Genomic DNA, 12,160 nt, shown 5'->3' with positions numbered 1-12,160 from the left:
GACCGCCGAGGGCGTCGGCGACGTTCACATACTAGTTGACACCCTCCGCACCCTCCGGCTCCTCCGCGAGCGCCGTCATCGCGCCGGACGGCGGCCCGCCGACGGTCGCCGGGACCGGCGGGGCGCCGGTGTCGACGACCGGGGCCTCGAACTGCGCGTTGTACAGCCGCCAGTACGCGCCCTTCGCGGCCAGCAGCTCGTCGTGCGTGCCCTGCTCGACGATGCTGCCCTGCTCCATCACGAGGATCAGGTCGGCATCGCGGATGGTGGACAGCCGGTGCGCGATCACGAACGAGGTCCGGTCCACGCGCAGCCGCGACATGGCCCGCTGGATCAGCAGCTCCGTGCGGGTGTCGACCGAACTCGTCGCCTCGTCCAGGATGAGGATCCGCGGGTCGGCCAGGAACGCCCGGGCGATGGTGATCAGCTGCCGCTCCCCCGCCGACAGGTTGGTGGCCTCGTCGTCCAGCACCGTGTCGTAGCCGTCGGGCAGGGCGTGCACGAAGCGATCCACGTAGGCGGCGGTCGCAGCATCCACGATCTCCTGCTCGGATGCCTCGGGCCGGCCGTACGCGATGTTCTCGCGGATCGTCCCGGCGAACAGCCAGGTGTCCTGCAGCACCATGCCGGTGCGAGCGCGCAGATCGGCACGGGTCATGCCGCGCGTGTCCACGCCGTCCAGGAGGATGCGCCCGGAGTCGACGTCGTAGAACCGCATGATGAGGTTCACCAGCGTGGTCTTGCCCGCGCCGGTCGGACCCACGATCGCGACGGTGCTGCCGGGTTCGGCCGACAGGCTCAGCCCGTCGATCAGCGGCGTGTCCGGCAGGTAGCGGAACGCGACGTCGTCGAACGCGAGGTGGCTGGCGTCGTCCGGCGCCGTGTCGGCCGGATCGGCGTCCGGCGTCTGCTCGGACTCGTCGATCAGCTCGAACACGCGCTCCGCGCTGGCCACGCCCGACTGCAGCAGGTTGGCCATCGAGCCCAGCTGGCTCAGCGGCTGGGTGAACTGCCGGGAGTACTGGATGAACGCCTGCACGTCGCCGATCGAGATGAGTCCGCTGGCGATCTGCAGCCCGCCGACGACGGCGATCGCCACGTACACCAGGTTCCCGATGAACATCATCGCGGGCATGATGATGCCGGACACGAACTGGGCGCCGAAGCTCGCGCGGAACACGGCGTCGTTCTCGCGACGAAAATCGGCCTCGACATCCTTCTGGTGCCCGAAGACCTTCACGATCGCGTGTCCGGAGAAGGTCTCCTCGACCCGGGCGTTGAGCACGCCGGTGGCCGCCCACTGCGCGATGAACAGCTTCTGCGAGCGGCGGGCGACCAGGACCGTGATGATGATCGTCAGCGGGATGGTCACCAGGGCGATCACGGCCAGCAGGGGCGAGATCAGGAACATCATGATCAGCACGCCGACCACGGTCAGCAGCGAGATGACGACCTGAGACATCGACTGCTGCAGCGTCTGCCCGATGTTGTCGACGTCGTTGGTGACGCGGCTGAGCAGCTCACCGCGCTGCATCCGGTCGTAGTACGACAGCGGCAGCCGGTGGATCTTGTCCTCGACGAGCATGCGGATGCGGTGCATCGCGCGCTGGACGACGATGTTCAGGATGCGGCCCTGCAGCCACATGAACACGGCCGAGATGATGTAGATGGCCAGCACCGTCATGATCAGGGATCCCAGCCGGGCGAAGTCGATGCCGGCGCCCGGGGTGAACTCCATCCCGCGCAGCATGTCGGCCAGCTGCCCCTGCCCGGACGCGTCCATCTGCTGGATGATCTGCGCCTTGGTCACGCCGGCCGGCAGGTCCTTGAACTGCATCGAGACGAAGCCCGCGACCACGACGTTGGTGGCCTGGCCGAGCAGCTTCGGACCCACGACGCTGAGGGCGACGCTGACCACGCCGAACAGGACGACCAGCGCGATCCACAGCGCGTCCGGGCGCAGCATCCCGAGCAGCCGCTTCGCGCTCCGGCCGAAGTTCTGCGGCTTCTGCACCGGGGCGCCCATCCCGGGGCGCCCCGGGCCGCCCATCGGCCGGCGCTGCTGCTGGGTGCCGCTCATGCTGCCTCCTGTGCCGAGAGCTGGGACTCCACGATCTCGCGGTAGGTGTCGTTGGATTCGGCGAGTTCGTCGTGCGTGCCCAGGCCGACCACACGTCCGTGCTCGAGCACGACGATCTGGTCGGCGTGCTGGATCGTGGACACGCGCTGTGCGACCACGATGCGGGTGGCATCGGGCAGCCGTTCGTCCAGGGCATGCCGCAGTGCGGCATCGGTGCTCAGATCGAGCGCCGAGAACGAGTCGTCGAAGATGTAGATCTCGGGGCGGTGCACGAGGGCGCGCGCGATCGAGAGCCGCTGACGCTGGCCGCCGGACACGTTCGTGCCGCCCTGCGCGATCGGGGCCGCGAGCCGCTCGGGCATGCCGCTGACGAACGCCTTCGCCTGCGCGATCTCCAGCGCCTCCCACAGCTCGTCGTCGGTGGCGGCGGCATCGCCGTAGCGGAGGTTGGAGGCGATCGTCCCGGAGAACAGGAAGGCGCGCTGCTGGACGAGCCCGATGCGCTTCCACAGCTCGTCCGGGTCGTAGTCGCGCACGTCCACGCCGTCCACGGTCACCGCCCCGGCGGTGACGTCGAACAGACGGGGCACGAGACCGGCCAGCGTGGTCTTGCCCGATCCGGTGGACCCGATGATCGCCGTGGTGGTGCCCGGCTCGACCGTGAACGAGATGTCGTGGAGGACGGCCTCCTGCGCGCCCGGGTAGGCGAAGTCGACGCGGTCGAAGACGACGCGGCCGACCGGGGCGGGCAGGGCCGCGGGCCGGTGCGGCGCCATGACGGACGGCACCGTGTCCAGCACCTCGCCGATCCGGTTCGCGCACACCGCGGCGCGCGGGATCATCACGAACATGAACGTCGCCATCATCACGCCCATGAGGATCTGCATCATGTAGGTCAGGAACGCGAACAGCGTGCCGATCTGGGCGTTCCCGTCCTGCACCTGGGAGGCGCCGAACCAGATCACGGCGGCGCTGGAGACGTTCAGCACGATGGTGACGGCCGGGAACATGATGGCCATCAGGTTGCCGGCGCGCACGGCCGACTCCATCACGTCGGCGCTGCCCTTCTCGAACCGGGCGCGCTCCTCGCGCTCGCGCACGAAGGCCCGGACCACCCGGATGCCGGTCAGCTGCTCGCGCAGCACCTGGTTGATCCGGTCGATGCGGCGCTGCATGGCCCGGAACGCGGGAACCATGCGCACGACGATCAGCGAGACGATCACCAGCAGCACCGGGACCGAGACCGCCATCAGCCAGGACAGTCCGACATCCTGGCGGATCGCGAAGATGACGCCCCCGATCGCCAGGATCGGCGCCGAGACCATCAGGGTCGCCGACATCTGCACCAGCATCTGCACCTGCTGCACGTCGTTCGTGTTCCGCGTGATCAGCGAGGGCGCGCCGTACTGGCCGACCTCGCGCTGCGAGAAGGCGACCACGCGGTGGAACTGGTCGTCGCGCAGGTCGCGCCCCATCCCCATCGCCAGTCGCGAGCCGAAGTAGACGGCGGCGATCGCGCACAGGATCTGCACGAAGCTGATGGCGAGCATGACGCCGCCGGTGCGCCAGATGAAGCCGATGTCGCCGGTGAGCACGCCGTCGTCGATGATGTCGGCCTGCAGCGTGGGCAGCCACAGCGACGCGAGCGACTGCGCGATCTGGAACACGAGGACGCCGATGATCAGCGGCCACGCCGGCCGCAGATAGCGCACGAGGAGTCTGCCCAGCACGATCATTCCCTTCCGCGGGGACGGCCCGCGATGCCGTAGAGGATGAAGCGGACGAGCTCGTCGTCGGTGAGTCCGCCGTCGTCGTCGAAGCGCGCGGCGTTGGCCGCCATTCCGGCGAGGCGGACGATGCCACCCAGCCGATCGGGACTGATGGTCAGCTCGTCGGCCTCGGGCGCGAACACCGCGGCGATCGCCGTGCGGTAGGCGTCGTCGCCCGGTCGGGACAGGAACTGCCCGATCTCGTCCCGGTTGATCAGCGACAGCATCCGCATCATCCGGCTCGTCCAGGTGCGGGTGCCGCTCACGAGGGCCGCCACCTTCTCTTCGATCGGCAATGCCGGATCGACCAGCCCTTCCAGCATCCGCGCCCGCCCCTGCTCGAAGAACGCCTCGACCGCCGCGCGCACGAGGGACTCCTTGTCGCCGAACGCCCGGAAGATCGTGCCCTCGGCGATGCCGAGCTGCTCGGCCAGCTGACGCGTGGTCAGCGCGGCCCCGTGCTCGAGGAACAGCGGCACGGCCTGCTCGGCGATCATCGCGCGACGGCGGTCCGGTGCCATCGGCTCGGCGCGCGTGCGCGTCTCGGTCGGGATGCTCTCGGCCGGCTCGGCGTCGGAGCGCTCGGCATCGGACACGGCGGTGGATGGCACGCAGATGACACTAATGAGTGAGGACTCACTCCGCAATGCGCGCGCGTGCGCTCTGGGCGAACGGTCAGTGCCCGCGGAAGACCGGCGGCCGCTTCTGCTGGAACGCGGCGAACCCCTCGCGATAGTCGGCCGTCTGGGCCAGCTGGGCCTGCGCGTGGGCTTCCCGTGTCATGGTCTCCCACAGCAGCATGCGCTCATCGCGCAGGCGCCCGACGATGGTCTTGCTCGCCAGGAACGCCGCGGTGGCGCCCGCGGCGGTCGCGCGGGCGGCGGCGGATGCCGCCTCCTGCACCCGATCGGCGGGGAACACCTGCGAGAACAGCCCGGATGCCACCGCCTCCTCCCCGGTCATCAGCCGGCCGGTGTAGATCAGGTCGAGCGTCTTGTGCGGGCCGAGCCGGTCGGCGAACAGGGCGTGCCCGCCCGAGTCGAGCAGGGCGCCGAGCGCCGCGAACGGCGAGCCGATCTTGGCGGTGTCGGCGACGTAGACGACGTCGGTGGCGATCAGCAGCCCGAGCCCGACCCCCAGGCAGGCGCCCTGCGCGGCGGCGAATGTGGGCGCGGGGAAGGATGCCATCCGCCGCAGCAGCGGGGTCAGCAGGGTGTCGAGGTACCCGGGCACGTCGTCGGTGGCCGGATCGACGCCGGCGATGTCCCGCCCGGCGCAGAAGGCGCGTCCCTCGCCGCGCAGGAACAGCGCGCGCACCCCCGCCTGCTCGGCATCGGCGTAGGCGGCGTCGAGCTCGCGCAGCGCGTCCTCGTCCAGGGCATTGAGCCGGTCCGGGGCGTTCAGCACGATCTCGGCGATGTCGCCGTCCACGGTCAGATCGATCATCGGCTGCTCCTCACACGTCGTAGTCGACGACGACGGACTCGGTGGTGGGATGGGACTGGCAGGTCAGGATGTACCCGCGCTCGAGCTCGTCCGGCTCGAGCGCGTAGTTCTCCGTCATCCGCACGTCGCCCTCGAGCAGCCGCGCGCGGCAGGTGCCGCACACGCCGCCCGCGCACGCGTACGGCACGTCTGCACGCACCCGCAGCGCCGCGTTAAGAACCGTTTCGTGCGCGCTTGCCGGGCTGTCGACATCCGCGGACTGTCCGTCGAGGGTGAATCGGATGTGGCACACCGGCTCGTCGGGCACCACGGTCACTCGGCGCCCGACGCTGCCGACGGGTGCCTGGCCGGGCTCGCCGGTGGTGAACAGCTCGTGGCGGATGTGCGTGCGGTCCACGCCCACACCGATGAGCGTGTCGCGGCACAGCTGCACCAGGTCGAACGGCCCGCACAGGAACCATTCGTCCACGGTGGCCGGCCGGATCAGCACGTCGAGCATGGTGCGCAGCTTCGCCTCGTCGATGCGACCGCTCAGCAGCGGCGCGGTGCGCTGCTCGCGGGAGAGCACGTGGTGCAGCGCCAGCCGGGACGGGTAGCGGTCTTTCAGGTCGGCGAGGTCGTCGAGGAACATCACGTCGGAGCGCGACCGGTTCGTGTACACCAGCGTGAACCGCGATGTCGCCGAGCGCTCGAGCACCGCGGTGGCCAGCGCCATCAGCGGCGTGATGCCGCTGCCCGCCGCGATGCCGACCAGGTGCCGGCCGTCGAGGTCTTCGAGGCGGGTGATGAACGTGCCCTGCGGGCTCATCACATCGAGCTCGTCGCCGGGGTGCAGCTCGGTCTGCGCCCACGTCGAGAACCTGCCGCCCAGGTCGCGCTTGATCGCGACGCTGAGGGCGCCTGCCTCGGGCGGCCGGCACAGCGAGTACGACCGGCGCAGCTCCTGCCCGTCCAGGTGCAGCCGCAGCGCGACATGCTGGCCGGCGAGGTAGCCGTAGTCGTCGTGCAGCTCGTCGGGCACGGCGAACGTCACCTCGACGGCGTCATCGGTCAGCGGCCGCACCTCGGCGACTTTCAGGGTGTGAAAGCGTCCGCGGTGCCGCGGCTTCGGGCCGCCCACGGCGCTGGCCAGGAACGATCTCGCGACCTTGTGCGCATCGGCCGATTCGGTGGCCGCCATCAGTGCGCCTTGAAGTAGTCGAACGGCTCGCCGCAGGCCCGGCACTCGTACAGCGCCTTGCACGACGTGGAGCTGAACCGCGACGTCTCACGGGTGTTCAGCGACCGGCAGTGCGGGCACCGCACGTGCAGGCCGCCGAGCACGGGCTCGGTGGGACGGATGCCGGTGGGCGGCGCGATGCCGAAATCCTCGAGCTTGCGCCTGCCGTCGGCGCTGAGCCACTCGGTCGTCCACGCCGGGTGCAGCACGGTGTGCACCGCCACATCGGCGAACCCGGCCGCGCGCACGGCGGCAGCCACGTCGCGCGCCATGACGTCCATCATCGGGCAGCCGGAGTACGTCGGAGTGATGTCGACGGTCACGGCGCCATCGTCGACGCGCACGGCGCGCAGCACACCGAGGTCGGCGATGCTGAGCACCAGCAGTTCGGGGTCGCACACCGTGGCCGCGGCGGCCCACGCGTGTTCTGCGTCGGTGCCGGACGCGGGCGTCGCGCCCGCCCCTGCGCCGCGGGCCGACAGGGCCCAGGGGCCGAGCACGGCCTCGAGCGCCTCTTGCCGGGTCGGCTGCAGCGGCCGCTCCTGAACGAGTGCGGTCACCATGTCGCCCCCGGATGCCGGCGGGCCAGCACCTGCATCTCGGCGAGCAGGTGCCCCATCGCCTCGAAGTGCGCGCCGTGCCGGCCGCCGGCCGATGAGTCGAACCGGGTCGGCACGGTGAGCTCGGCCTCGGCGAACACCGCGCCGATCACGGCGTCGAACGGCTCGCGCAGGGTCGAGGGCCGCACCGCGACGCCGTCCAGCCGGTCGATCAGCGGCTCGTCGCGGAACAGCTCGTCGACGTACGGCCAGACATCGGCCACTGCCACCAGCATCCGCCGCCGTGACTCGTCGGTGCCGCCGGCCAGCCGCAGCGTCCACTTGATGGCGTGGTCGCGATGGTAGTCGACCTCCTTCACGGCCTTGCCTGCGACGGCGGCCAGCACCGGGTCGGCCGAGTCGACGAGGCGCGTGTACAGCTCGAACTGGTACGCGGATGCCGCCAGCTGACGTGCGATCGTGTGCGCGAAGTCGCCGTTGGGCTGCTCGAACAGCCACGCGCTGCGAAACTCGCCCTCGTCGCGCAGGTACGCCAGGTCGTCTTCGCTGCGCCCGTCGGCCGTGCCCGCGTAGCGCAGCAGGCCGCGCGCGTGCCCGAGCAGGTCGAGCCCGATGTTCGCGAGGGCGACGTCTTCTTCGAGCTCGGGCGCGTGCGCGATCCACGCGCCCAGCCGCTGCGCCAGGATCAGCGCGTCGTCGCCCAGCCACAGCGCGTACTCCGCGACATCCGCGGTTGCCACTCGCCCGGTCTCGCCGGCCAGCTCGGCCGACAGCTCGAGCTCGTCGACCGAGATGTGCACGGCGCGGGTCGCGCCGGAGTGCGAGGTCTGCGACGAGCCGGTCATAGGTGCGGCACCCCCTCCGACGCGGTGTAGTACGTCGCGTGCCGAAAGTTCTTGCCGGCGGGGCTCTCGAAGAACGCGCCCTTCGAATCGGGGTCGCTGGTGGTGATCGCGTCGGACGGCACCACCCAGATCGACACGCCTTCGCTGCGCCGGGTGTACAGGTCGCGCGCGTTGCGCACGGCCAGTTCGGCATCGGATGCGTGCAGCGACCCGACGTGCACGTGGCTCAGGCCGCGCCCGGCGCGCACGAACACCTCCCACAGCGGCCAGATCTCGGTGCCGGCCGAGCCCGCGGTGGCCATCACGCCACCTCGCGTTCGCGCAGCGCCTGCTTGCGGGCGTACTCGGCGGCCGCCTCGCGCACCCAGGCGCCGTCCTCGTGCGCGGTGCGGCGGTTCTGGATGCGCACGGCGTTCATCGGCCCGCGGCCGGACAGCACTTCGGTGAACTCGTCCCAGTCGATGGGGCTCATGTCGTACTGCCCGGCCTGTTCGTTCCACCGCAGCTCGGGGTCGGGAAGGGTCACGCCGAGCACCTCGGCCTGCGGCACCAGCATCCCGACGAACCGCTGCCGCAGCTCGTCGTTGCCGAACCGCTTGATCTTCCAGGCCATCGATCGCGCCGAGTTCGGCGATTCCTCGTCCGGCGGGCCGAACATCATCAGGCTCGGCCAGTACCAGCGGTCCACGGCATCCTGTGCCATCGCCCGCTGCGCGGCGGTGCCCTGCATGAGGGCGAGCAGGATCTCGAAGCCCTGCCGCTGGTGGAACGACTCCTCCTTGCAGACGCGGACCATCGCCCGCCCGTACGGACCGTACGAGCAGCGGCACAGCGGCACCTGATTGACGATCGCGGCACCGTCCACGAGCCAGCCGATCGCGCCCATGTCGGCCCACGTCGGCGTCGGGTAGTTGAAGATCGACGAATACTTCGCCTTGCCGTCGATGAGCTGCTCGGTCATCTCCTCGCGGGTGATGCCCAGGGTCTGCGCGGCGGAGTACAGATACAGCCCGTGGCCGGCCTCGTCCTGCACCTTCGCCATCAGGATGGCCTTGCGCTTCAGGCTGGGTGCGCGCGTGATCCAGTTGCCCTCGGGCTGCATGCCGATGATCTCGGAGTGCGCATGCTGGGAGATCTGGCGGATCAGCGTCTTCCGGTACGCCTCCGGCATCCAGTCCCGCGGCTCGATCCGCGCATCCTGCGCGATGAGCTCGTCGAACGCCTGCTGCTCATCGACATCGGGGGAAACGGCCATGGTCATCGTCGACACCTCCGGTAATTACCTACCGCTCGTTCAGTAATTATGACATACTCGACGGCGGGTGCGACGGCGCCCGGCGAAGGAGCCATGATGACGGATGCCGCGGTCCGGCCGATGATGCAGCGAGATCGGGCCGCCGCCGCCCTGGGACTGCGGGTGGAGCACGACGAGCCCGGGCACGCGGTGGTGTCGATGCCCGTGCGCGAGGACATGACCAACGGGTTCGAGATCACCCACGGCGGGCTGGTGTTCGCGCTCGCCGACACGGCGTTCGCGATCGCCTGCAACGAGGATGAGCGGGTGACCGTGGCCGCGGGCGCCGACATCACGTTCCTCAAGTCCACCCGCGCCGGGCAGACGCTGACCGCGACCGCCGTGCGCCGGGTCGTCAGCGGCCGCAACGGACTGTACGACGTGACCGTCCGGGACGATACCGGGGACGTCGTGGCCGAGTTCCGCGGGCGGTCGCTGACCACGAACCGGACGATCCAGGAGGACGCGCATGGATGACCTGGACGTCGAGGAGCGGATGAGCCGGGACGAGCTCGAGGACCTCCAGCTGCGGCGGCTGCAGTGGACGGCGCGCCACGCGTACGAGAACGTGCCGCTGTACCGGGAGAAGTTCGACGCCGCCGGCATCCGCCCCGACGACATCCGGGAACTCGGCGACGTCCGCCGCCTTCCGTTCACCACGAAGGACGACCTGCGCCGCACCTATCCGTTCGGCATGTTCGCCGTCCCGATGAGCCAGGTCCGCCGCATCCACGCCTCGTCCGGCACCACCGGCCGGCCCACCGTCGTCGGCTACACCGAGGGCGACCTGCAGCGCTGGGCACAGCTGGTGGCCCGCTCGCTGCGGGCGGCCGGGGTGCGGCCGGGCATGAAGGTCCACAACGCGTACGGCTACGGCCTTTTCACCGGCGGCCTCGGGCTGCACGACGGCGCGGCGATGCTGGGGGCGACGGTGATCCCGGTCTCGGGCGGGCAGACGGCGCGCCAGGTGCAGCTGATCCGCGACTTCGAGCCCGAGGTGATCACCTGCACCCCGAGCTATCTGCTGACCATCGCGGATGCGATGCAGGAGGCGGGGATCGACCCGCGGACCAGCTCGCTGAAGATCGCGGTGCTGGGCGCCGAGCCGTGGACCGACGAGCTGCGCGCCGAGATCGAGCGCCGCCTCGACCTGGATGCGGTGGACATCTACGGTCTGAGCGAGGTGATGGGCCCGGGCGTGGCGAACGAGTGCGTGCAGACCAAGGACGGCCCGCACGTGTGGGAGGACCACTTCCTGCCCGAGACGATCGACCCCGAGACGATGCAGCCGGTCGCCGACGGCGCCCTGGGCGAACTGGTGTTCACCTCGCTGACCAAGGAGGCCTTCCCCGTCATCCGGTATCGCACCAAGGACCTCACCCGGCTGCTGCCGGGCACGGCGCGGCCCGGCATGCGGCGCATCCAGAAGATCACCGGACGCGACGACGACCTCATCATCCTGCGCGGCGTGAACCTGTTCCCCACCCAGATCGAGGAGCTGGTGCTGGGGATCGAGGCGCTCACCCCGCACTTCGTGCTCGAACTGGCCAAGAACGGGCAGCTGGACGCGATGACCGTGCGGGTCGAGCGCGACCCGGCCCTGACGCGGGAGACCTGCCTGGCCGCCGGCGACGTGCTCCGGCAGCGGGTCAAGGCGCTGATCGGCACCACCGTGGAGGTGCGGCTGGAAGAGCCGGGCACGCTGCCGCGCAGCGAGGGCAAGTACAAGCGGGTGTACGACCTGCGCTGACGCCGCTCAGGCGCCCCAGCCGGCCTGCACCCCGCCGACGCGTTCGGCGACGATCTTCTCCTGATACCCCGACGCCTGGAACGCGGCGATCGGATCGGCGGGCAGGCCGCGCGATTCGCGCCACGCCGCGAGGTCGGCGCGCACGTCGGTGTAGAACGCGTCCATCAGGATCGCGTTGGCGGCCAGGACGTCGTTCTCGCGCTGTGCGGCCGAGAGGGCCTCCCGGTCCACCAGCAGCGCGCGGGCCGTCATCTCCTGCACGTTGAGCACGGATCGCAGCTGGCCGACGATCTTCTCCTCGATGTTGTGGCACTGGTCGAGCATGAAGGCCACCGGCGAGTCGACGTCGTAGCCGCCGCCGCGCACGACCTCGAACAGGATGCGGAACAGCTGGAACGGGTCGGCCGCCCCCACGATCAGATCGTCGTCGGCGTAGAAGCGGGAGTTGAAGTCGAACGACCCGAGCTTGCCCAGTCGCAGCAGCTGCGCCACGATGAACTCGATGTTCGTCCCGGGCGCGTGGTGCCCGGTGTCCAGGCAGGTGAACGCCTTCGGGCCGAGGGCGCTGACGTGGGCGTACGAGGTGCCCCAGTCCGGGACATCCGTGTGGTAGAACGCCGGCTCGAAGAACTTGTACTCGAGCACGAGCCGCTGCTGTTCGCCGAGCGCGTCGTAGATCTCGCGCAGCGAGTCGGCCAGCCAGTCCTGCCGCGCGCGGATGTCGCCCTGGCCGGGGTAATTGGTGCCGTCGGCGAGCCAGATCTTCAGGTCGCGCGATCCGGTCTGATGCATGATGTCGATGCACTCGAGGTGATGGTCGATGGCCTTGCGGCGCACGGCGGGGTCGACGGAGGCCAGCGACCCGAACTTGTACGCCTCGTCCTGGAACGTGTTGGAGTTCACCGTGCCCAGCTCGACGCCGAGGTCGTTCGCGTACGCGCGCAGGGCGGCGTAGTCGTCGACCTTGTCCCACGGGATGTGGATGGCCACCGTCGGGGCCAGCGCGGTGTGGGCGTGCACCTGCGCGGCGTCGGCGATCTTCTCCTGCGGCGTGCGGGGCGTGCCGGGGGTGCCGAACACGCGGAATCGCGTGCCCGAGTTGCCGAACGCCCAGCTGGGCAGCTCGATGGCCTGCCGCTCGAGCTCGGATGCGATGTCGCTGAACTGGACCATGGGATTCCTCCTGCGTGGTGATCG

Annotated in this window: 12 protein-coding genes; 2 read left to right on the top strand and 10 right to left on the bottom strand. The window is 70.2% G+C overall.

The window, feature by feature from the left end; all coding sequences use genetic code 11:
- Positions 1-31: 31 nt before the first annotated feature.
- The 9 genes from AC0L6F_RS15895 to paaA all read right to left on the bottom strand — a co-directional run bounded on the left by AC0L6F_RS15895 (position 32) and on the right by paaA (position 9,180).
- Entirely contained in the window at positions 32-2,080 is a 2,049-nt protein-coding gene (locus AC0L6F_RS15895; RefSeq protein ID WP_473538626.1) for an ABC transporter ATP-binding protein, read from the bottom strand.
- Positions 2,077-3,810 carry an ABC transporter ATP-binding protein gene (locus AC0L6F_RS15890; RefSeq protein ID WP_473538625.1) on the bottom strand — a complete coding sequence of 578 codons (1,734 nt, stop codon included), beginning with the start codon at positions 3,808-3,810 and terminating at the stop codon, positions 2,077-2,079. The genes AC0L6F_RS15895 and AC0L6F_RS15890 overlap by 4 nt, the downstream gene beginning before the upstream one ends.
- Before the next feature lie 2 nt (positions 3,811-3,812).
- The gene (locus AC0L6F_RS15885) at positions 3,813-4,460 is read right to left on the bottom strand and encodes a TetR/AcrR family transcriptional regulator (protein ID WP_473538624.1); all 648 of its coding nucleotides are present in this window, start codon (positions 4,458-4,460) and stop codon (positions 3,813-3,815) included.
- Between the two features lie 64 nt (positions 4,461-4,524).
- On the bottom strand, positions 4,525-5,295 hold the full coding sequence (locus AC0L6F_RS15880) for an enoyl-CoA hydratase/isomerase family protein (protein WP_473538623.1): 771 nt from the start codon (positions 5,293-5,295) through the stop codon (positions 4,525-4,527).
- Positions 5,296-5,305: 10 nt separating this feature from the next.
- Positions 5,306-6,475: a 1,2-phenylacetyl-CoA epoxidase subunit PaaE gene (gene paaE / locus AC0L6F_RS15875; RefSeq protein ID WP_473538622.1), complete on the bottom strand. Its 1,170-nt coding sequence runs from the start codon at positions 6,473-6,475 to the stop codon at positions 5,306-5,308.
- Positions 6,475-6,996 (bottom strand): 1,2-phenylacetyl-CoA epoxidase subunit PaaD, encoded by a 522-nt coding sequence (paaD, locus tag AC0L6F_RS15870; RefSeq protein WP_473540020.1) that lies wholly within the window; start codon positions 6,994-6,996, stop codon positions 6,475-6,477. The genes paaE and paaD overlap by 1 nt, the downstream gene beginning before the upstream one ends.
- A gap of 74 nt (positions 6,997-7,070) precedes the next feature.
- Positions 7,071-7,919 (bottom strand): 1,2-phenylacetyl-CoA epoxidase subunit PaaC, encoded by an 849-nt coding sequence (paaC, locus tag AC0L6F_RS15865; RefSeq protein WP_473538621.1) that lies wholly within the window; start codon positions 7,917-7,919, stop codon positions 7,071-7,073.
- Positions 7,916-8,221 carry a 1,2-phenylacetyl-CoA epoxidase subunit PaaB gene (gene paaB, locus AC0L6F_RS15860; protein ID WP_274637500.1) on the bottom strand — a complete coding sequence of 102 codons (306 nt, stop codon included), beginning with the start codon at positions 8,219-8,221 and terminating at the stop codon, positions 7,916-7,918. Before paaB ends, paaC begins: the two co-directional genes overlap by 4 nt.
- Positions 8,221-9,180, bottom strand: coding sequence for a 1,2-phenylacetyl-CoA epoxidase subunit PaaA (paaA, locus tag AC0L6F_RS15855; protein ID WP_473538620.1), 960 nt, complete (start codon positions 9,178-9,180; stop codon positions 8,221-8,223). The genes paaB and paaA overlap by 1 nt, the downstream gene beginning before the upstream one ends.
- A 90-nt stretch (positions 9,181-9,270) precedes the next feature.
- On the opposite strand from paaA, the gene paaI reads away from it, so the two are divergent.
- Positions 9,271-9,690 (top strand): hydroxyphenylacetyl-CoA thioesterase PaaI, encoded by a 420-nt coding sequence (paaI, locus tag AC0L6F_RS15850; protein WP_473538619.1) that lies wholly within the window; start codon positions 9,271-9,273, stop codon positions 9,688-9,690.
- Entirely contained in the window at positions 9,683-10,963 is a 1,281-nt protein-coding gene (paaK, locus tag AC0L6F_RS15845; RefSeq protein WP_274637499.1) for a phenylacetate--CoA ligase PaaK, read from the top strand. Before paaI ends, paaK begins: the two co-directional genes overlap by 8 nt.
- A 6-nt stretch (positions 10,964-10,969) precedes the next feature.
- On the opposite strand, the gene rhaI is transcribed toward paaK, so the two are convergent.
- Entirely contained in the window at positions 10,970-12,136 is a 1,167-nt protein-coding gene (gene rhaI, locus AC0L6F_RS15840; RefSeq protein ID WP_473538618.1) for an L-rhamnose isomerase, read from the bottom strand.
- Between the last annotated feature and the right edge of the window lie 24 nt (positions 12,137-12,160).

The organism is Microbacterium sp. G2-16M (assembly GCF_055809115.1).
Note: the sequence above shows the minus strand (reverse complement) of the source record. Positions and strands in the feature narration are given on the sequence as shown.